This window comes from Rhodobacter capsulatus, from assembly GCF_052363175.1.
In the GTDB taxonomy this organism is placed as follows: domain Bacteria; phylum Pseudomonadota; class Alphaproteobacteria; order Rhodobacterales; family Rhodobacteraceae; genus Rhodobacter; species Rhodobacter capsulatus_D.
In genome coordinates, this window is the sequence record NZ_CP198946.1 from 1,550,556 (window position 1) to 1,571,804 (window position 21,249).

Here is a 21,249-nt window from a genome sequence, read left to right on the forward strand (position 1 = left end):
CATCTTCTCGATGTCGAGCCCCCCGCGCAGATCGCGGAGCGCCTGCAAGATCTGGGATACAGTTTGCAGACTGCCCGCAACGCCGCTGAGATTGCCTGTGCCGTTGCTCGGTCTCTCAGAAGCGGACGGCTGGCGAGCACAGACTGGGGCGAGTGACGATACCGTCATGATCGATCGTCACGCAAAAAATTTCCTGCCAAAGCTAGTTTGCTTTTCTGCCAAAGGCAGTCGCGCGTTACACGGCGATAGGGGATCTGCACTTCGAGGGTTTTCTGTCTGCGGCACAGCGTCGAGTAGTCCGGAACGGGCCACTCCAGCCCGGCCAAGCGCAGGAGGCTCGTGACCATCCCGTTCGCCAATGGGCTCGAACCGATGGCGCCTCACTGGCTCACTCTGCCTGAGCGGCAGCTTGAACAGAACCTTGATCGACAGGCAGAACTGGGTCGCGGCATTCGAAAAGACTGGCGGGCGTCCTTGGCGTCCCTCATGCGGCGCGTGCCAGGCCATCTCCTTGTCCAGCCAGATCAACAGCGACCCGCGCTCCCTGAGCGCATCCCTCGCCATCGGGCTCGAACCGGATGGCGCCGCGATGGCTCGATAGCTGGACCAATTCGTTGTGCGGTAGCGGGCGGGTTTGGGAGTGCTCATGCTGCTCGTCTAACCGCATGGATTCCAAATGTGAATCCTTTGCCAGCTGAGTTCTGCAACAACGCCCCAAGGACCGGACATGGACGACGAACAGAGCGACTTGTTTACAGATATTCACCTCGTCGATCGCTGGCGGGCTGTTGCCGGTGTTGGTGATCAGCCCGCGCGATCCGCGACCGAAAAAACTGATGGCGAGGACATCGCCGCGCGTCTGTTCGATGATATTCGTGCCGTGACGTTCTTGCCGGGGGGCACGGCCGATCCGGAGTGCGCGTCGGAGGCTCCTGTCCGCGCTGGCGCTCCGGATCAGCTGTCGCCATGCGATCCATCCGCAACCGCTGCAGAGGACAATGCCGGCAGGGACGCTTCCGTTTCCGTGCCGGATCTGACGCTGTTCAGGATTCAGGATGCGACGGGCCGCAGCCCCCCGCGTTCTGACCTTCAGGATGCTCCGGATCGGTTGCGCATCCTGTGGTCCGACCCATTCGACCTGCATCACGGCAAGGGCACCACCGAAGAATCCAAGACCTCACTCCGCGCGCGGCCCCCCTCAGGCCCGCCGATCAACCCGATCCCCGTTTCCCGAACGCCGTCGGGCGTGCGAGGGCTATTGCGTTTCAGCAAATGCGAATTCGGTCTGGCGGAAGGGGCAGGCCGAGGCCGGTCGGACATGATCCCCCGACGTCGAACAGCGGGAAACGAGGCGGAATTCCCTTGCTCGGGCCCTTGGTTCGGGACGCCTTTGGGCCTTCGCGCGACAGGACCGCAGAGGGTATTGCGGTGGTCAACCGCCTCACGGCATCGAGCCGAAATCGCCGCGCCTGTGGCCCTCGACCAGCGCGCGCAGGCCTTCGGGTTCCAGCACCTCGACCGCATCGCCCCATTGATAGAGATGCCAGGCCATCTCCAGCCAGCCTGCCGCCTCGAAGCGCACGATCAGGCTGCCGTCCTCCAGCCGCTCCAGCCGCTGCGAGGGGTGGAAGCGGAACCCTGCCGCGCGCTCGGCGGCGTGGGGGACAAAGCGCCAGACCACCGGGCCGAACTGCGCCGGGTCCTGCCAGACGCCAAAGGATTGCGCGGCAAAGCGTTCCATCGAAAACGCCGGGTCCATCGCGAAACTCTCGTCGAGCGCCTCCGCGGAAAGGATCTGATCGAGCCGGAAGGTGCGGATCAGATCGCCCTTGGCCTGATCGCGGGCCACGAGATAAGTGCGATGGCCAAGCAGCACCCCATGCGGTTCCAGCACCCGTTCGGGCGCGTGGGGGGATTTGTAGCGCACCCGCAGCCGGAACGGGCCGCGCAAAGCCTCGGTCACCGCGTCGAGGATTTCGGGCCGGATCGAGACGCGCGGGCCGGGGCGGGTCACCTCGGCCAAGGCCGAAAGCACCGCCTCGGCGTCGGCTTCGGCGCGGGCGGCATCGCTCCGCGACAGCCGCGACAAAAGCCCCTCGCGCAGGTCCGAAAGCGCCTGGGCATGGCGCAGCCGCCCCTCTGTCCCGGCCTCGCGCGCGGCATAATCCAGCGCCTCGATCGCGGTTTCGGGGCGCAATTGCAGCCGCTCGAGCGTGCCCGGGTCGATCCGCCAGCGCCGCTTGCGATCCGCGCCATCCTCGGCGGTGACATTGGCGAAGGTAGTCTCGAGCGCCTGCGTCATCCGTTGCGCGGTGCGGTGAGAAATCGCAAATTCCTCAACGATCTCATCGAGGCTGACCCCCGTGCGCCGCGACGCCGCCATCTGCGCGAGCCGGATCAGATCCTGGGCCTTGGCAAAGGACATCGCTACCCCGACAGCAATTGACACCCTGTGACGTTAGGAATGATCCTGCGATCTGTCGAGGCGATTCCCTCGGGGGTCGGTGTCAAAAGGAGCCTTGGTCATGGGGGATCTCGACAAGCATGCCGCGTCGCAGGGGCTGACCCGCCGCGCACTTGCGGGCCGCCTTTTGGGCGCGGCCGCCGCGAGCGGGCTTGGCGTCGGGGCTTGTGCCGGGACGCCCATCCCCGCGCCCGCGCTTGATCCTGATCTGCGCGATGCGGCGCTGCGCGGCCTTGCGCTGGCGGGGCATCGCGGCGATCCGGTGACGGCCGCTGCGGCCCGGGCGGCGCTGTCGCGGCTGGCCGAGACCGACCCCGAGGCGGGGATTCTGGGCCGCCTCTATCAGCTGCTCGACGTGCGTCCCGCCGCTTATTGGGCGGGCGAGGCTTCGGCCCGAGCCGATGCGCAGGATCTGGCGGTGCTGCACGGGGCGATCGGCGCCTGTCAGCCTGTCAGCTTCGAGTATACCGACCTTTCGGGCACCACGACTGCGCGGCGGGTGCTGCCGCTGGTGCTGGTGCATCCGGCGCAGGGGGTGAAGCTGCTGGCCTGGTGCGAGACCCGGGAAGGCTTTCGGCAGTTCTTCGTGCGCGCGATGGCGGGGCTGAGCCTGCAATCGGGGGATTTCCGCGCCGACCGCATGGCCTTGCTGCAAGGCTTGCTGGAGAAGGAAGAAGGTGGTGATCTGTGACGGGCGGGGCCGAACAGGGTTCGGCCTGCTCGCAAGCGAGGTGCTATGCGTGTTCTTGACTGGCCCGGCAAAAGCCCGGTGAGCGATGGCTTGCCCGCCCATCCGGCGGTCTATCACATGCTGGATGTCGCGGCGGTGGTCGAGCAGCTGATCGTGCCGCATGGATTTGCCCCGCCGCTGCGCGAGGCGCTTGTTCTGCTTGTCGCGCTGCACGATCTGGGCAAGCTCAGCGACAGCTTTCGGGCCATGCTGGATGGGGCGCTCGCGCAGGGCCCGCGTCACTGGGAGTTGACCGAGGTTCTTCTGCACCAAAACGATGCGTGTCTTGCAGGCCGGATCGGGGGCGACCCGGATCTGCGGCTGCAACTTTACGCCGCCGTTGCCGGGCATCACGGCAAGCCGCCGAGCCTCGCCTTGGGGACGTTGCCGAAACCTCCGCGGATACGGGATTATCTGTCGGCGCTGCGTCATGTCGGCTCGGGTGCCGACCCTGCCGCCGAGGTGATCGCTGCCTTTTGCGACCTTTGGCCCCGCGCGTCGCTCGAGGGGCTCGATCTGGCCGAGGCGGTGCGGCTGTCGTGGTGGCTGCCCGGGCTTTGCGCTTGCGCCGACTGGATCGGTTCGAACACCCGCTGGTTTTCGGCACAGGCGCCGGGACCGGGTCTGGCCGAGTATCTGACGCAGGCGCGGCGGGTTGCGGCGATTGCGGTGGCTGAGGCAGGGCTGGGCGGGAGCACGCCGCAAACCGGTCCGCTTTTCGACTTTGCGCTGCGCCCGATGCAGGCCGCCTGCGCCGATCTGTCCCTTCCCGACGGCCCGATGCTGGCGGTGATCGAGGATGAAACCGGGGTGGGCAAGACCGAGGCTGCGATGATTTTGGCACATCGGATGGCCTTCGCGGGCAAGGGGCGGGGGCTTTACTTCGCCCTGCCGACCATGGCCACCGCAGATGCGATGTTTGTCCGCGCCGGGCGGATCGTGGGGAACATCTTCGCCGCCCCCACGCTGACGCTCGCGCATGGGCGGGCGGGGCTTTCGGCCGAGTTCCGCGATCTGGTTTTGGGCGGCGCGCGGGGCGAGGATGAGCCCTCCTGTACCGACTGGCTGGCCGAAAGCCGTCGTCGGGCGTTGTTGGCCGATGTCGGCGTGGGCACGATTGATCAGGCGCTGATGGCGGTGCTGCCGGTCAAGCATCAGGCCCTGCGCCATTTTGGCCTTTCGTCGAAAATCCTGATCGTCGACGAGGTCCACGAGATGGGCGAGGCCTATATCGCCAAGGAACTGGAGCGGCTGTTGCAGATGCATCGTGCGTCTGGCGGTTCTGCCATCCTGCTCACGGCGACCTTGCCGCTTTCGCTGCGCGAAAAGCTGTTGGCCATTTATGGCGGCAGGAACGACAGCCCGGCCTATCCGGCGTTGACGGTGGCGGGGGGCGCGGCGCGCAGCGACTTTGCCCCCGATCCGCGCCCGGTCAAGGGGCCGGTCACGGTTGCCCGGATCGAAACGGTCGAGGCTGCGGTGGAGCAGCTGGTCGCGTTGGCGGGGCAGGGTGCGGCCTGCGTGTTCGTGCGCAACTCGGTCGACGAGGCGATTGCGGCTTGGGCCGATCTGCGAGCAAGGGGTATTCCGGCGCGGCTGTTGCACGCCCGTTTCGCGCGTTGTGACCGCAAGCGGATCGAGGCCGAGGTTCTGGCGACGGTTGGCAAGGCGGGGCAGGGGCGGGCGAGCTTCGTGCTGGTGGGCACGCAGGTGCTGGAATCCTCGCTCGATCTCGATTTCGACGTGATGATCTCGGACCTTGCCCCCATCGCCGCGCTGATCCAGCGCGCAGGCAGGCTTTGGCGGCACATGAGCGAACGCCCGGCCGCCAACCGCCCGGTGGCCACGCCGATGCTTCATGTTCTTTCCCCCGACTCTGCCGTTGTCACCGATGACCGCTGGCTGCGGGGCACGTTGGGGCGGGGGGCCTGGGTCTATGATCTGGCCGATCAATGGCGCACGGCAAAGGTGCTGTTTGCCGCGGGCCGGATCGAGGCGCCGCATGGCCTGCGCGCCCTGATCGAGGCGGTGCATGGCGAGGGGGCCGAAGCGGTGCCCGAGGTGCTGATCCGCGCCGAAACCGAGGCTCTGGGCAAGGCTGCCGCGGCCCGGACGCAGGCGCTTCACAACCTTGTCGATCTGGCGCGCGGCTACCGCGACGGCGGCGGCGCGAGCCCCGACACCAGCTATCCGACCCGGTTGGGCGGTCCAACCCGCACCCTTGTTCTGGCGCGGCAGACGGCTGCGGGGCTGGTCCCTTGGGCCGAGGGCGCCGATCTGTCCCCAGCCGAGGCCTGGGCGCTCTCCGAGGTTTCGGCCCGCGCGGCGCGGCTGGATACGCTGCCCTTGCCCGATCAGACCTTGCCGCAGATCGTCGCTGTCACCCGCGACTGGCCCGAGTGGAAACGCACCGAGGTCCGGCTCTGCCCGGTGAGTGACGACGGCACGATCTGCGCGGGCTTGCGGTATGACCGTGACTGCGGGCTTGTCTTTGAGGGCGTCACTTCCTGACATCCCATGAAATCAACCCTCTTTACGGGTGTTGTTGCGGGTGCTTCACTGCCCGCAGTTGTTTTGGGCGGAGGTGTGAATGACGCTCAACTTGATTGAAGACCCATGGATTGCGGTGCGGTGTCGGGATGGGTCGCGGCGCACCATCACGCCCTGGCAGATGGCCTTGCCCGAGATCGTCGCGCCCGATTGGCACCGCCCCGATTTCGACATCGCCTGCCTTGAGCTGCTGATCGGGCTGGTCTTTCTGGCCGATCCGCCCGCCGATGTGACTGACTGGAAGCGCCGTCGGTCCGCTGATCCCGCGCGGCTGCGCGCGCGGCTGGCCGCTTTTGCCCCGGCGTTCAACCTGCTGGGCGAGGGGCCGCGGTTCTTGCAGGATTTCGAGCCGATCAAGGGCGAGGAAAGCCCGCCCGACATGCTTTTCATCGACAGCGCCGGGGCGAATACCGCGCGCAACAATGCCGATCTCATGGTGCATCGGGGCCGCTACCCGGCGCTCGATCTGCCCGAGGCGGCGATGGCGCTTTATACGTTTCAGGCCTTTGCGCCCTCGGGGGGGGCGGGCAACCGGACCTCGATGCGCGGCGGCGGGCCCTTGGTGACGCTTCTCGACCCGCGCGAGGGGCAGGGCAGCCTGTGGGATCTGATCTGGGCGAATGTGCCCTGCTGCCAGCCCGGCCGGGTCGAGGATCTGCCGTGGATGCGCCCCACCCGGGTCTCGGACACCGGCCGACAGAGCCTGCCGCCCGAGGGGGCGCTGTTCGCCCCCGAGGCGTTCTTTGGCCAGCCGCGCCGCTTGCGGCTGGTGGGCGAAGGCGACCGGGTGACCGGCGTGATCCAGCGACCCTACGGCACGAATTACGCGCTTTGGAAGCATCCGCTCAGCCCCTATTACCGGATGAAACCGGGCACGGAGTGGCTGCCCAAACATCCCCGCGCGGGGCGGTTCGGCTATCGCAACTGGCTTGGCATCGTGGCGGAAAATAAAAGTGACGACCTGTCGGAGCTGGCCCTGTGTCTGCGCGACTGGAACGGGCGGCAGGGGGGCGGGTCGGTGATTGTCGCGGGCTGGGCGATGGACAACATGAAGCCGCGCGATTTCACGCTCTCGGTGCAGCCGGTGCTGGATCTGACCGACGACGGTTTCCTCCGTCTGGCCGGGCTGATCGAGGCCGCGGAAGCGACGGGCGTCGCTTTGCGCGGGGCACTCGACCCCGTTCTGGCCGGTGGCGAGGCGCGCGAGGCGGAACGCGAGACCTTCTTTGCGGAAACCGAGACCCGGTTTCAGGCTCATCTTGACACGATCCGGGCCGGTGGCGATCCGGCGGCGGCTTGGCTGACTGATCTGCGCACTCAGGCGATGGGGCAATTCGAAAAGCTGGCCTTCGCGAGCATTGAGACGCGCGAGACCGATCGGATGCAGCAGATCTTCGAGGCGTGGAAGTTTCTTGGGCTCGCCTTTGCGGGCTACGGCAAGCAGGGCAAGGCGATTTTCGACGCGCTGAACCTGCCTTTGCCCGAGAAGAAGAAAGGAAAAGCGGCATGAAGGACGAACCGAAAGGGCCGGGCGCCTTGGCGCTGGGCTGGTGGAAACGCAACATCGAACCGCGCGACATGCCCGCGGCCAAGGCGCTGTCGTCGCGGTTGCGCCGCGCGGCGCCGCTTGCGGTGCTGTGCGAACCGGCGGTGCAGGATCTGGCGCGGGGGCTGAGCCTTGGCCCTGCGCAGGCGGATCGTCTGGTGCAGCTGGCCGTTCTGCTGGCCGAGGTCCGCGACCATACGCCCGAGCGGTTGGCGCGGCGGCTGGGCGGGGCGGAGCCGGTGCTGTCCTCCCTGCGGTTCCAGCGATTGATCCGGGCCGAGGGCGAGGACCTGACCGACCTGTTGCGCCGTGCCCTGTCGATGGCGGATCGGCGCTGCAACGTCGCGGCGCTGGCCGCCGATATCCTGCACTGGGAGGCCGCCCGGCCGCGCTGGTGTTTCGACTATTTCGGCGCCGAGGCGCCTGTTTAAAGCCTTGGCGCGGAGGCGCCGGTTCAAATTTCCGAGGAGAAAACCCAATGACCACCTTCGTGCAATTTCACCTGCTGACGAGCTACGGCCCCTCGAACCCGAACCGCGACGATCAGGGGCGCCCGAAGCAGGCGATGGTGGGGGGCGTGCCGCGGCTGCGGCTCTCGTCGCAATCGCTCAAGCGGGCTTTGCGCGAGAGCAGCTTTTTCGCGCAGGATCTGGCCGATCACATGGGCAAGCGGACGAAGCTTCTGCATGATCTGCTGGTGCGGCATCTGACGGCCAAGGGCACCTCGGACAAGGCCGCGCAGGAGGCCGCCGACAAGGTGGCCGTGATCTTCGGCAAGCTTGAGGACAAGAAGGAGGGCGGCAAGAAGGGCACCACCCTTGCCTTCATCTCGCCCGAGGAGCGCAGGCTGGCCGAGGAGCTGGCCGAAAAGATCGTCGCGGGCGAGGCGCTGCCCGCCGACAAGGAGTTGAAGAAAACTGTGCTGCGCCGGGCCGATGGCGCCATCGACATCGCGATGTTCGGCCGGATGCTGGCCGATGATCCCGATTTCAACCGCGAGGCGGCGGTGCAGGTCGGCCATGCGATCACCACTCATGCCGCGCAGGCCGAGGAAGACTGGTATTCCGCGGTCGACGATCTGAACAAGGCCGAGGACACCGGCGCGGGGCATCTTGGCGAGACGGCCTTCGGCTCGGGCATCTATTACCTCTATGTCTGCATCGATTGCGATCTGCTGATCGAGAACCTTGGCGGCGACCGCGCCTTGGCCGAAAAGGGGATCGAGGCGCTGACCCGGGCGCTGGCGCAGACGACGCCGCGCGGCAAGCAAAACAGTTTCGCCCATCACCCGATGGCGTTTCACATCCGCGCCGAACGCGGCCACCGCACGCCGCGCGATCTGTCGGGGGCCTTCTTCACTCCCGTCGATCGGCAGTTGAAGGAGCTGCGCGCGAACGATCTGCAATCGGCCTCGGTCAAGGCTCTTGAGGCCACGGCAGCAAGGATCGACGCCTGCTATTTCGACGGTCAGCCCGAGGAGTTTCGCATCCTCGACACGCTGGCAGGGGAGGGCACCTTGTCCGAGATCGTGCGCTTTGCGGCCGAAGCGGTGCGGGGGGCGTGATGCAACCCTTCCTGATCTTTGGCCTTTCGGCGAGCCTCGCCGCGATGGGCGAACTCGCCGGGCATGAGCGGCGCGGTTCGCTCCTCTGGCCCGGGCGCTCGGCCATCCTCGGGCTGCTTGCCGCGGCCCTGGGGATTCGCCGCGACGGCGATTTTTCTGCGTTGGATGCCCTCGAAGTCTCGGTGGCGATCTTTGATGCGGGCGCGCCCTTGCGCGATTATCACACGATCGAAAGCGTGCCCTCGGCGGCGGCCAAGCGCCCCAACTCTCGCCCCGAGGCCCTGCGCGCAGCGAACGGGCGGACCAACACCACGATCACCCTGCGCGACTACCGCGCGGGCGTTTTTTATGGGGTCGCCGTTGCGGGTGCCGGGCTTGATGCTCTGCAAACGGCGCTGACCACCCCGCGCTTCACCCTTTATCTTGGCCGCAAGTCCTGCCCGCTCTCGGCGCCGCCTGGCGCCAAGATTGTCGATGCCGAAACGCCAGAAGCCGCGCTGACGCATCTGACCCCGCCGCCGTGGCTTGCGGCGCGCGGTGCGGTGATCGCCCGAACGCTGATCGGGAACGCCGATCAGGGCGAGATCGTCCACGACCGCCCCATCGACCGCGGCCTGTGGCACTTCGCCCCCCGCACCATCGCCCGCTTCCCGGTCGAGATCGCACTTGGAGGCGGGATATGAGCCTTTATCTCTCGCGTATCCGGCTGGCGCGCTCGCCCTCGGCGCAGGCGCTGGCACCGCTTTTGCTGCCCACCGAGGCCGGGCACCGCCGCTCGGCCGCCCACAATCTGCTCTGGTCGATCTTTTCCGACGGCCCCGACCGACGACGCGATTTTCTGTGGCGCGAGGAGGGCGAGGGTCTGTTCCTGACCCTTTCGGCCCGCCCGCCTGTGCAGACGGATCTGTTTGACCCGCATCAGGTGAAAGACTTTGCCCCCGCGCTCGCCCCCGGGGATCGGCTGTCGATCCAGCTGCGCGCCAATGCCACGCGGATGAAGCGCGGCGGCGCGCGGGTCGATGTGGTGATGGATGCAATGCACGGCCTGCCGGGCGCGGCCCGGGCCGATGAACGCATGGACATTGCGCAAAGCGAAGGTGCGGCCTGGCTCGCCCGGCAGGGCGAAAAGGCCGGGTTCCGGTTGATCCATGCCACGGCCGAGGATTACTCGGTCGAGGTGCTGGCGGGTCATCGCGGCCCGCGCAAGGGACAGCCGCAATTCGGCATCCTCGATCTGAGCGGTCAGATCGAAGTGACCGATCCCGCGGCCTTTCTGGCGCAACTGGGCCAGGGCTTCGGCCGCGCCAAGGCCTTTGGCTGCGGGCTGATGCTGATCCGGCGCGCGGGATGAGCGGCGCGGGCGAACAGCCGGAAGTGCAGGGCGGTTTCGCGCCGCCCGACCCCGGTTCTGCCCTGCCTGGTCTCGCGCCGCCGAAGCCGATCCCGCTCAAGGACCGCGCCTCGCTGGTCTTCGTCGAACATGCGAAGCTCGACGTGCTCGATGGCGCTTTTGTCGCCGTGAATGCCGATGGCACCCGCACCCAGATCCCGGTGGGCGGACTCGCGGGGATCATGCTGGAACCCGGGGCGCGGATCAGCCATGCGGCGGTGGCGCTGGCTGCCCGGGTCGGCACCTTGATCACCTGGGTGGGCGAGGGCGGCGTGCGGCTTTACTCGGCCGGGCAGCCCGGCGGCGCACGCGCGGACCGGCTGCTCTGGCAGGCCCGCATCGCGCTTGATGATGCGGCGCGGCTGCGCGTGGTGCGCAAGATGTTTGCGATGCGTTTTGGCGAAGATGCCCCCACCCGCCGCTCGATCGATCAGCTGCGCGGCATCGAGGGGGTTCGGGTGCGCGAAACCTATGCGCTCTTGGCCCGCCAGCACGGCGTCGACTGGAAACGTCGCAAATACGACCCCGCCGACTGGGAGGCGGGCGACACCGCGAACCGCTGCCTGTCCGCCGCCACGGCTTGCCTGCATGGTCTTTCCGAGGCCGCGGTTTTGGCCGCAGGCTACGCCCCGGCGATCGGTTTTCTGCATTCGGGCAAGCCGCTCTCCTTCGTCTACGACGTCGCGGATCTCTTCAAACTCGAAACCGTCGTGCCCGAGGCCTTCCGCATTGCCGGGCAGGCCGCCAAGGGCAAACTTGACATGGCCCCCGATCGCGCCGTGCGGCTGGCCTGCCGCGATGCCTTTCGCCGCACAGGGCTTCTGGGGCGGATCATCCCCGCCATCGAGGAGGTTCTGACCGCAGGCGAGATGCCCCGCCCCGAGCCGCCCCCCGAAGCGATGCCCGTGGCCTTCGAGGAGGGCACTTCGGGCGACGTGGGGCATCGCGGATGATCGTCGTGGTGATCTCGAACGCGCCGCCGCGGTTGCGCGGACGGCTGGCGGCCTGGCTGGTCGAGGTCCGCGCGGGCGTCTATGTGGGCGACTATTCCGCAAAGACCCGCGAGATGATCTGGGATCAGGTCCTGACGGGACTTGAGGCGGGCGACGCGGTGATGGTCTGGAAAGCGCCCACCGAGCAGGGCTATGACTTCCGGACCGCAGGCCGGAACCGCAGGATGCCGGTGGATTTTGACGGTCTGAAACTGGTGAGTTTCAGACCCGACCGCTGAGACCGATCCGCGGCAGACACCTGCAAAAGAAATCGGTGCGCTCTTTGACATGGTGAAAAAATTTGTAGATCAAGGATCTGCGGAAAGACTGTTCCCCGCCCACGCGGGGATGAACCATTGTCGATCGAGCCGCTGATCTGGGCTGTTGCCTGTTCCCCGCCCACGCGGGGATGAACCGAGTTTCGCCATGAAGCCAGTGGCGAATTCGCTCTGTTCCCCGCCCACGCGGGGCTGAACCGTCGGCGTTTCAGGATCTGATCCGCCACTTGCACTGTTCCCCGCCCACGCGGGGATGAACCGGAATGGTTGAGGGGGGGATTGCCATTATTTCACTGTTCCCCGCCCACGCGGGGATGAACCGTCGCGCAACCGCATCAGGCGGGCGGGAAAACGCTGTTCCCCGCCCACGCGGGGATGAACCGCGCTGGACGTGGATACGCTCGAGGAAATGGCGCTGTTCCCCGCCCACGCGGGGATGAACCGAGGAGGCCCGTCGCCTCGAACTGGCGCGCATTCTGTTCCCCGCCCACGCGGGGATGAACCGGCGCTGCTTGGGTTCGCGCCCGGGGAGTTCGGCTGTTCCCCGCCCACGCGGGGATGAACCGCGGCGTGGCGATCACAACGTCGGGCGTCAGCTCTGTTCCCCGCCCACGCGGGGATGAACCGTCGATCACGGGATAGCGGCCCCATTTCGCGACCTGTTCCCCGCCCACGCGGGGATGAACCGAGGATGCCCCCGAAGATGACGGCGACGGCGCTCTGTTCCCCGCCCACGCGGGGATGAACCGATCGGCCGCGCCACCCTGTCCACGCTGCAGCGCTGTTCCCCGCCCACGCGGGGATGAACCGGCGGGCGTTGCCAATGTGGCGGGCGCGAAGGGCTGTTCCCCGCCCACGCGGGGATGAACCGGAATGGTTGAGGGGGGGATTGCCATTATTTCACTGTTCCCCGCCCACGCGGGGATGAACCGATATCGCGCGGGGCCGCGGCGCCCTGCATCAACTGTTCCCCGCCCACGCGGGGATGAACCGCATTTGGTGGGCGCGGATGACCAAAGTTTACGCTGTTCCCCGCCCACGCGGGGATGAACCGGACGAGCGGTGATGCGCACATCTGACCGCGGCCTGTTCCCCGCCCACGCGGGGATGAACCGCGGACATTCGAAGAACGGGCCGGGACGGCAATCTGTTCCCCGCCCACGCGGGGATGAACCGTACATCAGTCGCACATTTATGGGCCTGACCCACTGTTCCCCGCCCACGCGGGGATGAACCGAGCAACGGCGTCAAGCGATATGACGGCATCAACTGTTCCCCGCCCACGCGGGGATGAACCGGCGCTTGAGGTCTCGGCGATCGAATATGCGCACTGTTCCCCGCCCACGCGGGGATGAACCGATCTGTTCGAGGGTTGATCACATGGATATCAGCTGTTCCCCGCCCACGCGGGGATGAACCGTTGGAGGCCGAGCGATGCAAAGCCGCCGACTGCTGTTCCCGGTCGTGTCCGTCAAGCTGGTGTAATTTCCCGGATGGCCTAAGGTCATGATCAGGCGGCTTTCGTTGTGATGCTGAGAATTGGGTCGATCTCCTCCTTGTCGATCTGCGCGAAGGCCTCGACCATCATGTAACGGCTTGATGTCTGCCAGTCGTCGTTGGCTTCGAAGAGCACAGCGCCGATCAAGCGCATGATGGAGGCCTCGTTCGGGAGTTGGAAGGATTTCCCGACCGACGCCGACGACATCGGCGCGCCGTTTCACTTCCTTGTTCAGCCGCTCGATGGGGTTCGTGCTGTGCAGCTTGGTGCGATGCTGGCGCGGAAAGGTCATGTAGGCCAGCACGTCGTGCTCGCTCCTCGCCATGGTTTCTAGAACCAGTGGCGCAACCATGGCTCGATCCATCAGATCGGCGAGCTTTGGCCATCGCGCGCGCAGCTGCTCGGCCACCTTGCGCCAGGTCTCGCCTGCATGGGCACGGTCGGGTTGGTCAAAGGCCTGCCGGATCGCGGCGGCCACGACGGTGTGCTGGCCCTTCGAGACATGCGTCAGGGCGTTGCGCATCCAATGCACCCGGCAGCGTTGCCAGGTCGCCTCGAAGACCCGCGCGATGGCGGCCTTGAGGCCGGAATGCGTCGAGGCGGGGCACGAAACTGTCCGGGGGACCGCTTCGCCGCCGAGGGCTGATGACCAGCCTGACGCCGCTGAGGCCGCGGGCCTTCAGGGAGCGCAGGAATTCGGTCCGAGACAGGTCTCGGCTTCCGAGGGGCCGATGCCCAAGCCGATGATTTCCCTGCGTCCTTCGGTGTTGGCAGCGACGGCGATTATCGCCGCGACCGGCACGATCCGCCCGCCCTGACGCACCTTGAGGTAGGTGGCGTCGAGCCAGACGTAGGGCCATTCGCCGGTGAGCGGCCGGTTCAGGAACTCGCCGACGCGCTCATCGATATCTTTGCACAGCTTCGAGACCGTGCTCTTCGAGATGCCCGAAAGCCCCATCGCCTGCACCAGCTCGTCGACGCGGCGGGTGGAAACGCCGCCGATCCACGCCTCTTGGATCACGGCCACCAGCGCTTGCTCCGAGGTTTTGCGGGCTTCGAGAAAGCCCGGGAAATAGCTGCCCTGGCGCAGCTTCGGCACCCGCAGGTTCAGCGTGCCCAAACGGGTATCGAGAGCGCGCTCTCGATACCCGTTGCGCCAGGTCGTTCGCTCGCCGCTGCGTTCGTGCCGACCGGCGCCGATCAGGCCCTCGACATCCTTCTTCGCTACGATCGATCCACTGGATCGATCGCTTTACGCTCGAAGTCCATGATCAGCTGCAGCACAGCCTCAGCGAGGCTGCGCAGGAAATCACCCTGATCGTGCTTGGCCATCAGCTCGGACAGGTCCATGCCTCGCCATGGTCACTCGGACCAGTGGCGTTCCCATGGCTCGATCTTGGTCATCGGGGTCTCCGTAAGCTCCGTGGTTGAAGTCGCCAAACTCCACCTCGATCTTACACCTCGATGGCCACCCGGGATCACACCGCTGGCGGCGATGAAATTACACCCGCACCGTGGACACTACCGTACAAGGGCCGCAAGCCCACGGTGCAGTTCATCCGCGTCGCCTGACAACAATGGGGAAAGGGGACACGACGCCTCACGCCCGCGTTCTGCAACAACGTCGGCGACAATGCGCCGTGCAATCTTGACAATAAAGCTCTGATACCTATGTCTGTCCCGGTCCCGCATCTCAGGGACTGTGCCCAGCATCGCGCCAGGTCGTCATTCTTGATAGGAAGGACCGATCATGCGTGCTGTCCAGATGTCGCAAGAGACGGCGGTTGCCGAGCCCTCTGCCGTGGCGCGGTTCTTTGCGACGGTTGGCCCCGATCCGCTCGCCTGTGCTTTTCCACGCAAGGGGGGGGCCCATCCGGGCGGGGCGATGCTTCCCGTTCCGGCCGAGCAGGTGGAGAGCGAGTGGCAAGGCCTTCTGGGACGCCCGCGCAACCGCCGTGCGGTGGCCTATGTCCATATCCCGTTTTGCGAAAACCACTGTCTTTTCTGTGGTTTCTATCAAAACCCCTGGCGCGCTGAGGCGGGCGGGCCCTATGTCGATGCGCTGATCGCGCAGATGGCTGCCTTTGCCCGCACCCCGGCGCAGGACGGCCCACCGCTGCAGGCGGTCTATCTGGGCGGCGGCACGCCCACCGCGCTTTCGGCCGCCGATATCGCCCGCCTCGTGCGGGCCATCCGACGCCATCTGCCGCTCGCCCCGGATTGCGAGATCACCCTTGAAGGCCGCATCCATTCCTTTGGCGCCGACAAGGCCCGGGCTGCCTTCGACGCCGGGGTGACGCGGATTTCCCTTGGTGTGCAAAGCTTTGCCGATGCGATCCGCAAGCCGCTCGGGCGCAAGGCCGGGCGTCGCGAGATCCTTGCCGCGCTGAACGATCTGGTCGCGCTTGACAGCGGGGCGGTGATCGTCGATCTGATCTACGGCCTGCCCGGCCAGACCCCCGAGGATGTCGCGGCCGATGTCCGTCTGTGCGGCGAGATCGGTCTTGACGGGCTTGACCTTTATGCCCTGAACCTGATCCCCGGAACGCCGTTGCTCACCGCGATCGACAAGGGCAAGAAACAGGTGGCCGCCCCGGACCGGCTGGGTCATTTCTTTGCGGCCGGCGAGACGGCGGCCGAGGAAATGGGCTGGAACCCGATTTCCACCTCGCATTGGCAAGGCAGCCTGCGCGAGCGCTCGGTCTACAACCTTGCCGTCAAGGCCGGGGCCGATTGCCTGGCTTTCGGGGCCGGGGCCGGGGGCTTTCTGGGCGGGCTGAGCTTCAGGTTGACCCCGGATCTTGAGCGCTATGCCCGTCAGGCGGGGGCGGGTGCCGGTCTCGTGGCGGGGATGATGCGGCAAGCGCCCTCGGCCTCGATTGCCCAGGCGATCAAGGCGGGGATGGAGCGCGGCCTTCTCGATCTGGCCCGCGCCGAGGCCGCCTTTGCCGGGCTCGTTCCCCGGCCGAGCCTGGGTCTGGCCCAGCATCTCGCCCCGCTTCTGGCGCAATGGCGCACGGCAGGGCTTTGGACACCCTATCACCGCTTTCATCGCCTGACCCAGGCCGGGCGATTCTGGCAGGTGCCGATGACCACCCGGCTTTTGGGCTGGATGGCCGAACACCCCGATCTTTCCCACAGCTGACGGAGACACAGATGAGCCCGACGATTGCGCAAGCCCTTGCCGCCACGCCCCATGCCGCGCTGGAAGACATCGCGAAGGCCGCGGGGACAACCCCGCTTGAAGTGCTTTATGCCCTGCCCGAGGGCGAGGTGACAGCCTTTCCGGGCCGCCTCATGGTCGAGGTGCTCGATGAGATGGCGAGCTGGGGCGAAATCACGCTCGTCGTCAACACCGGGCCGGTGATCCTTGAGGCCAAGGCGCCGCTGCAGGGCGGGTCGGTGGGGCAGGGGATGTACAACTTCAAGGGCAAGCCGATCGGTGGCCATCTGAAGATCGAAGCCTGCACCCGGGTTGCCTTTGTCCGGCGCAAGCTTTTTGGCACCGAAACCCGTTCGGTGCAGTTTTACGACACCGAAGGCGGCTGCATGTTCAAGGTCTATCTGGGCCGTGACGCACAGCGGCAGATGCTGCCCGGCCAGATCGCGGCCTTTGATGCGCTTGAGGCGCGGCTGCTCGAGACCGCCGCATGAGCGCGCCCTTCGCCGGACGTCACCTGCTGCTGTTCGGGGCGGGCTATTGCGCGCGGGCCGTGGCCGCGCAGGCGTTGGCGCGCGGGGCGCAGGTCTCCGCCACCGCACGCACGGCCGAGGCGGGGGCGGCCCTTTCGGCGCGCGGAATCCGGCCCTGGGTGCTGGCAGACGGGCATCTGCTGCCGCGTCTGGCGCTTGCGGGGGTGACCGATCTGCTGGTCTCGGCGCCGCCCGGATCGGGCGGATGCCCCGCCTTCACCGCCCTGTCCGAGGCGCTGGCCGCAGGCACGGCGCTGGGGGCGCTGCGCTGGGTCGGTTATTATTCCTCAACCGCGGTTTATGGTGATTGCGGTGGCGACTGGATCGACGAAGACCGCCCGGTGGCGCCTGCAAGCCTCGATGCTCAGGGGCGGGTGCTGGCGGAACGCCATTGGCGCGGGCTGACGCGCCGACAGGGGATTGCGGTCGACATCCTGCGCATCGCCGGGATTTACGGGCCGGAAGGCCGGAATCTGCTCGCGCAGCTGCGCAGCGGTCGGGCTCAGGCGATCGTCAAGCCGGGGCAGGTTTTCAACCGCATCCACCGCGCGGATGTCGCGGCCGCCACCCTTGCCGCGATGGCGCATCCCGCGCCCGAGCGGGTGATCAATCTGGCCGATGGCGCCCCCTGTGCCGCGGCCGAGCTGATGGCGGGCGTGGCGGCGATGATCGGCTGTCCCGCACCGCCCGAAGTGCCCTTCGAGACTGCGGCCCTGCCACCCGGGCTGGCCGGGTTCTGGGCCGAGAACCGGCGGTTGCGCAACGATGCGCTGCGCGCCTTGCCCGGTTTCGAGCTGCGCTTTGCGGACTGGCGCGCCGGATATGCCGATATCCTTGCCGCCGAGCCCCGTCCCGGGGAGCAACCCTGACGTCAGAGGGGCGTCGGTGCAGCCCTTGCGTTGCGCGAATTTGAGAGAATGCCCTGCGTGAAATCGTCTCGATTCTGTTTTTTCGCACAGTTGGATACGTCGCCTTAACCCCTGCCGGGCTTTCTGAGTCGTATCCACTCGAAGGGTCCGTTCACGATGTCCCTGACTATATCGCCGACTATCGCCATGCTGGCCGCCTGTCCCGGCGCGGCCTTCGTTGTCTCGAGCTCCGGACGGATTCTGGCCGCCAATGCCGAAGCCGAGCGGGTCTTCGGCTCTGCCCGGCCTGCCATCGCCGGAACCGGGCTGTCCGGCCTGCGCCTTGCCGAGGTGATTCCCTGCACGCTTGGTCACCGGATCATGGCGGCGCTGCGCCGCGGCGGGGTCCGGGCCGCGACCCGGTTCCGTCTTGCGCTCAGCCGGGCCGAAGGCAGCCCGCACAGCGTCGATGCGCTGGTCTGGCCCGCGCCCGCCGAAACCGCGCCCGAAACCGCAGCTGCCTGCGATCCGCTCTGGATCGTGTTGGTGCTCGACGTTGGCGAGAAGGCGCAGGCGGGCGGCAAGGGGGATATCCTCTGCACCGGATTCGCCGCGCTGCGCGCCACCGAGGAAGCCCGCCGCAAGGCCCGGGAAAGCGCCGAGATTTTGCGTATTTCGACCGAAAACAGCGATCTGGCGCCCTGGGTTTATCATCCTGCACAAGGCGCCGGCGAGCTGAGCCCGCATCTGGCGGCGATGCTTGGCCATCCGGCCACACCGGCGCTGGATCTGGCCGGGCTGGTCGCACTGCTGCATCCCGAGGACAGTTTCAAGATCCGGCGGGCTTTCGTTGCGCTGACCAGCGGGCGCAGCGACCGGCTCAGCCAGGACATCCGTCTGCGCCGTGCCGATGGCAGCTGGGCCTGGATCACCGCGCGCGGCTATCGGATGCCGCGGACGACGCCCTGCCAGCCGGTGACGCTATGCGGCAGCCTGACCGATATCAGCGCCCGCAAGGCCGACGAGGCGCTTGTGGCCCGAACCCTTGCCGAGGCGCTGCATGCGCGCAGCCGGGCCCAACAGCGCGAGGAAATGCTGCGCACCTCCGGATTGTGTGCCGGGATCGGGCATTTCTGCGCCAGCCCGTTGCAGGGCGAGGCCTGGACGCCGGACGAGACCTATCGGCTGTTCGGCTTCGAACCGGGAGAGTTCCCCGCAACCGATGCGGGCTGGCGCAGCCTGATACACCCCGAGGATCTGTCGGCGGCGACCGCCGCGATGGAGGATCTGAAGGCCGGTCGTTCGACGCTTTACGACCACGAACACCGCCGCCAGCACAAGGACGGCAGCTATCACTGGTATCGCGCCGTTGCCCGCCGGGTCGAACGCAGCGATCTGGGCCTGCCGACGCTGATCGCCGGGGCGCTGATCTGCATCGATCAGGCCAAGGAAATCCAGACCCGGCTGGCCGATGCGGCCAATGCGGCCCGCCTTGCGCGCGAGCGGCTTGACACCCTCGCCGACAATGCGCCGGGGGCGCTGTTCGAATGTCGCATGACGGTCTCGGGTCAGATAAGGTTGCCCTATTTCAGCGCCCGTCTGCCCGATCTGGCCGGGGTTTCCGGCTCCGAAATCCTGTGCGATGCCCGGGCCGTCTTCCGCCATGTGCCGCGCCCGCAGATCACCCGGCTGATCCGGCGTGCGACGGCGGCGCTGCGCAGCGGTGCCGCGATCGAGATGCGGCTGTCGGTCTGTCATCCTGTCCGCGGCATCCGCTGGATCAGCGTTGCGGCGGCGCCCTTCCACCGTGCCGATGCTTCGGTGTGCTGGTTCGGCCAGATCCTGGACGTCACCGAGAATGTCGAAACCGAGACCCGCGCCGCTCTGGCCGCCGAGGCCGCGTTGAAGGCGCACGAGCGTCTGGCGTCGATCGCCGCGGTCGCCCCTGTCGGTCTTTACGAGGTGCAGCGGTTCCGCGATGGCCGGTCGATCGTTCCCTATACCAGTCCGCAGTTCCGCGACCTGCTGGGGCTTGATGAGGGCGGCGTGATCCTGATGGGCGAGGGGGCAGGTCTTGACCGCCACGTCGATCTTGAGGATCTGCTGTCATTCCTGACCTGTGACGACGCCTGGCAGAACCATATCGACCTGTGGAACCAGCGGTTCTGCGTGCAGCATCCGCGGCGTGGCACGATCTGGCTGTCGAATTCCGCCACCGCCAAGCCGCTGCCCGACGGGTCGGTGGTGTGGACCGGCGCGCTGCATGATGTCACCGCCGATGTCCAGCGCGAGGCGGAACTGCGCGAGGCGCACCGGCTGGCCGAAGATCGGCGCCGGGAAAACGAATGGCAGGCGCTGCATGACGGGCTGACCGGGCTGCCGAACCGGCGTTATTACGATCAGGTGCTGGCGAAGCGGATCGAACAGGCGAAAGCCGGGGGCAAGTCGGGCGGCACGCTGATCCGCCTCGATCTGGACCATTTCAAGCATGTGAATGACACGCTTGGCCATGATGCGGGCGATCTGGTGCTTTGCCGCGTTGCCGATGTGCTGCGTGCCAGCCTGCGGCCGGGTGATTTCGCGGCGCGGATCGGCGGTGACGAATTCTCGGTCATTCTCGCCCGCGGCCTTGGCCGCGAGGATGCCGGGGCGCTGATTCAACGGATACAGGACCGGCTTGTCGAACCGCTGATGTTCGCCGGGCGGCAATGCCGGTTTGGCGCCTCTTTCGGCATCGCCGAAGCCGAGGATCTGGCCAGCACTGGCCCCGAGATCCAGTTCTTTGCCGATGCCGCGCTCTATCGGGCCAAGGAAACCGGTCGCAACCGGATGGAATTCTTCACTCCAGAGTTGCATCAGAACCTGCGTCGCGACCGCGAACTGGCGGCCGAAATTCAGGAAGGGCTCGACCGCAACGAATTCGTGCCGTTCTTTCAGGCGCAGGTCTCGGCCAAGGATCACCGTCTGACCGGGGTCGAGACGCTGTTGCGCTGGCATCACCCCGAACGCGGGCTGCTGACGCCGCATGCCTTCATGCATGTGGCCGAACAGCTGCGTCTGGTGCCCGAAATCGACCGGGTGATGATGGAACGCTCGCGCGAGGCGCTGGCGCTGTGGCGCGAACGCGGGTTGATCATGCCGAAGATCAGCTTCAACGTCTCGGCCGGGCGGATGCATGATCCCGATGTGGTGAAGGCGGCGCAGACGATTGCGCGCGGCGAGACGCGGGTGACCTTCGAGCTGCTTGAATCGATCCTGGTCGAGGATGAAAGCGATCTCTTCCGTTTTCATCTCGACGCGGTCCGCGAGGCGGGTATCGAGATCGAGATCGACGATTTCGGCTCCGGGCACGCCTCGATCATCGGGCTGATGGAGATCGCCCCCTCGGCGCTGAAGATCGACCGCCGCATCGTCGCACCGCTGGGGCGCGACTCGCAGGCGCGCAATCTGGTGCGTGCGATCATCGAGATCGCCGAGACGCTGGGCACCGCCACCGTGGCCGAGGGTGTCGAGACCGAGGCGCAGGCCGAGATCCTGCGCGATCTGGGCTGCGACGTGCTGCAGGGCTATCTGTTTTCGGTGCCGCTTTCGGCGTCCGATTTCGCCACGCTGTGGCATCGCGAGCGCAAGCGGTTGCCCGCCTGAGGCAAGCTTGGACGGGCGCGTTCCGCTGTGCTCGAAACCTGCGGGAAAGCT

At 67.0% G+C, this 21,249-nt stretch carries 18 protein-coding genes, 2 pseudogenes and 1 CRISPR repeat array; of the genes and pseudogenes, 14 read left to right on the forward strand and 6 right to left on the reverse strand.

The features are described 5' to 3' along the window. Positions 1-239 precede the first annotated feature (239 nt). From ACTTAI_RS08650 to ACTTAI_RS08660, 3 genes and pseudogenes are all read right to left on the reverse strand, one after another. Positions 240-564 (reverse strand): annotated as a pseudogene (locus tag ACTTAI_RS08650) (transposase); the annotation flags it as partial. After that, positions 485-1,147: a hypothetical protein gene (locus tag ACTTAI_RS08655; protein WP_444455830.1), complete on the reverse strand. Its 663-nt coding sequence runs from the start codon at positions 1,145-1,147 to the stop codon at positions 485-487. The gene ACTTAI_RS08655 and the pseudogene ACTTAI_RS08650, both read right to left, overlap by 80 nt. A gap of 294 nt (positions 1,148-1,441) precedes the next feature. Then, entirely contained in the window at positions 1,442-2,425 is a 984-nt protein-coding gene (locus ACTTAI_RS08660) for a helix-turn-helix transcriptional regulator (RefSeq protein ID WP_444455325.1), read from the reverse strand. 100 nt (positions 2,426-2,525) lie between these two features. On the opposite strand from ACTTAI_RS08660, the gene ACTTAI_RS08665 reads away from it, so the two are divergent. The 9 genes from ACTTAI_RS08665 (at position 2,526) to cas2e (ending at position 11,475) form a co-directional block, all read left to right on the forward strand. Then, complete coding sequence (locus ACTTAI_RS08665) at positions 2,526-3,155, forward strand: WYL domain-containing protein (RefSeq protein WP_444455326.1); 630 nt, start codon at positions 2,526-2,528, stop codon at positions 3,153-3,155. A 45-nt stretch (positions 3,156-3,200) separates the two neighbouring features. Then, entirely contained in the window at positions 3,201-5,705 is a 2,505-nt protein-coding gene (gene cas3, locus ACTTAI_RS08670; RefSeq protein ID WP_444455327.1) for a CRISPR-associated helicase Cas3', read from the forward strand. A gap of 79 nt (positions 5,706-5,784) precedes the next feature. Then, on the forward strand, positions 5,785-7,254 hold the full coding sequence (casA, locus tag ACTTAI_RS08675; RefSeq protein ID WP_444455329.1) for a type I-E CRISPR-associated protein Cse1/CasA: 1,470 nt from the start codon (positions 5,785-5,787) through the stop codon (positions 7,252-7,254). After that, complete coding sequence (casB, locus tag ACTTAI_RS08680) at positions 7,251-7,721, forward strand: type I-E CRISPR-associated protein Cse2/CasB (RefSeq protein WP_444455330.1); 471 nt, start codon at positions 7,251-7,253, stop codon at positions 7,719-7,721. The genes casA and casB overlap by 4 nt, the downstream gene beginning before the upstream one ends. Positions 7,722-7,768: 47 nt before the next feature. After that, complete coding sequence (gene cas7e, locus ACTTAI_RS08685) at positions 7,769-8,854, forward strand: type I-E CRISPR-associated protein Cas7/Cse4/CasC (protein WP_444455332.1); 1,086 nt, start codon at positions 7,769-7,771, stop codon at positions 8,852-8,854. Continuing rightward, positions 8,854-9,537: a type I-E CRISPR-associated protein Cas5/CasD gene (gene cas5e / locus ACTTAI_RS08690; RefSeq protein WP_444455333.1), complete on the forward strand. Its 684-nt coding sequence runs from the start codon at positions 8,854-8,856 to the stop codon at positions 9,535-9,537. The genes cas7e and cas5e overlap by 1 nt, the downstream gene beginning before the upstream one ends. Further along, positions 9,534-10,205 carry a type I-E CRISPR-associated protein Cas6/Cse3/CasE gene (cas6e, locus tag ACTTAI_RS08695; RefSeq protein ID WP_444455334.1) on the forward strand — a complete coding sequence of 224 codons (672 nt, stop codon included), beginning with the start codon at positions 9,534-9,536 and terminating at the stop codon, positions 10,203-10,205. Before cas5e ends, cas6e begins: the two co-directional genes overlap by 4 nt. Continuing rightward, positions 10,202-11,197, forward strand: a complete 996-nt coding sequence (cas1e, locus tag ACTTAI_RS08700) for a type I-E CRISPR-associated endonuclease Cas1e (protein WP_444455335.1) — start codon at positions 10,202-10,204, stop codon at positions 11,195-11,197. Before cas6e ends, cas1e begins: the two co-directional genes overlap by 4 nt. Further along, positions 11,194-11,475, forward strand: a complete 282-nt coding sequence (cas2e, locus tag ACTTAI_RS08705) for a type I-E CRISPR-associated endoribonuclease Cas2e (RefSeq protein WP_444455337.1) — start codon at positions 11,194-11,196, stop codon at positions 11,473-11,475. Before cas1e ends, cas2e begins: the two co-directional genes overlap by 4 nt. A gap of 88 nt (positions 11,476-11,563) precedes the next feature. After that, positions 11,564-12,934: a CRISPR direct-repeat array (repeat unit 29 nt; unit sequence CTGTTCCCCGCCCACGCGGGGATGAACCG). A gap of 90 nt (positions 12,935-13,024) precedes the next feature. Here cas2e and ACTTAI_RS08710 read toward each other — a convergent pair. Next, positions 13,025-13,165, reverse strand: a complete 141-nt coding sequence (locus tag ACTTAI_RS08710; protein ID WP_444455339.1) for a hypothetical protein — start codon at positions 13,163-13,165, stop codon at positions 13,025-13,027. Between ACTTAI_RS08710 and ACTTAI_RS08715 the strand changes: the two genes are divergently transcribed. Continuing rightward, positions 13,164-13,346 (forward strand): hypothetical protein, encoded by a 183-nt coding sequence (locus ACTTAI_RS08715; RefSeq protein WP_444455340.1) that lies wholly within the window; start codon positions 13,164-13,166, stop codon positions 13,344-13,346. The two genes, ACTTAI_RS08710 and ACTTAI_RS08715, sit on opposite strands and share 2 nt — an antisense overlap. Here the strand turns inward: ACTTAI_RS08715 and ACTTAI_RS08720 are convergent. Next, positions 13,269-14,243 (reverse strand): annotated as a pseudogene (locus tag ACTTAI_RS08720) (IS256 family transposase); the annotation flags it as partial. The gene ACTTAI_RS08715 and the pseudogene ACTTAI_RS08720 overlap by 78 nt on opposite strands. Continuing rightward, the gene (locus ACTTAI_RS08725; RefSeq protein WP_444455342.1) at positions 14,237-14,362 is read right to left on the reverse strand and encodes a hypothetical protein; all 126 of its coding nucleotides are present in this window, start codon (positions 14,360-14,362) and stop codon (positions 14,237-14,239) included. The pseudogene ACTTAI_RS08720 and the gene ACTTAI_RS08725, both read right to left, overlap by 7 nt. Positions 14,363-14,762: 400 nt before the next feature. Between ACTTAI_RS08725 and hutW the strand changes: the two genes are divergently transcribed. The 4 genes from hutW to ACTTAI_RS08745 all read left to right on the forward strand — a co-directional run bounded on the left by hutW (position 14,763) and on the right by ACTTAI_RS08745 (position 21,198). Next, complete coding sequence (hutW, locus tag ACTTAI_RS08730; protein WP_444455343.1) at positions 14,763-16,157, forward strand: heme anaerobic degradation radical SAM methyltransferase ChuW/HutW; 1,395 nt, start codon at positions 14,763-14,765, stop codon at positions 16,155-16,157. An 11-nt stretch (positions 16,158-16,168) separates the two neighbouring features. Continuing rightward, entirely contained in the window at positions 16,169-16,666 is a 498-nt protein-coding gene (hutX, locus tag ACTTAI_RS08735; RefSeq protein WP_444455344.1) for a heme utilization cystosolic carrier protein HutX, read from the forward strand. Then, positions 16,663-17,574 carry an NAD-dependent epimerase/dehydratase family protein gene (locus tag ACTTAI_RS08740; RefSeq protein ID WP_444455345.1) on the forward strand — a complete coding sequence of 304 codons (912 nt, stop codon included), beginning with the start codon at positions 16,663-16,665 and terminating at the stop codon, positions 17,572-17,574. Before hutX ends, ACTTAI_RS08740 begins: the two co-directional genes overlap by 4 nt. A gap of 156 nt (positions 17,575-17,730) precedes the next feature. After that, positions 17,731-21,198: an EAL domain-containing protein gene (locus ACTTAI_RS08745; protein ID WP_444455346.1), complete on the forward strand. Its 3,468-nt coding sequence runs from the start codon at positions 17,731-17,733 to the stop codon at positions 21,196-21,198. The last annotated feature ends 51 nt before the right edge of the window (positions 21,199-21,249 follow it).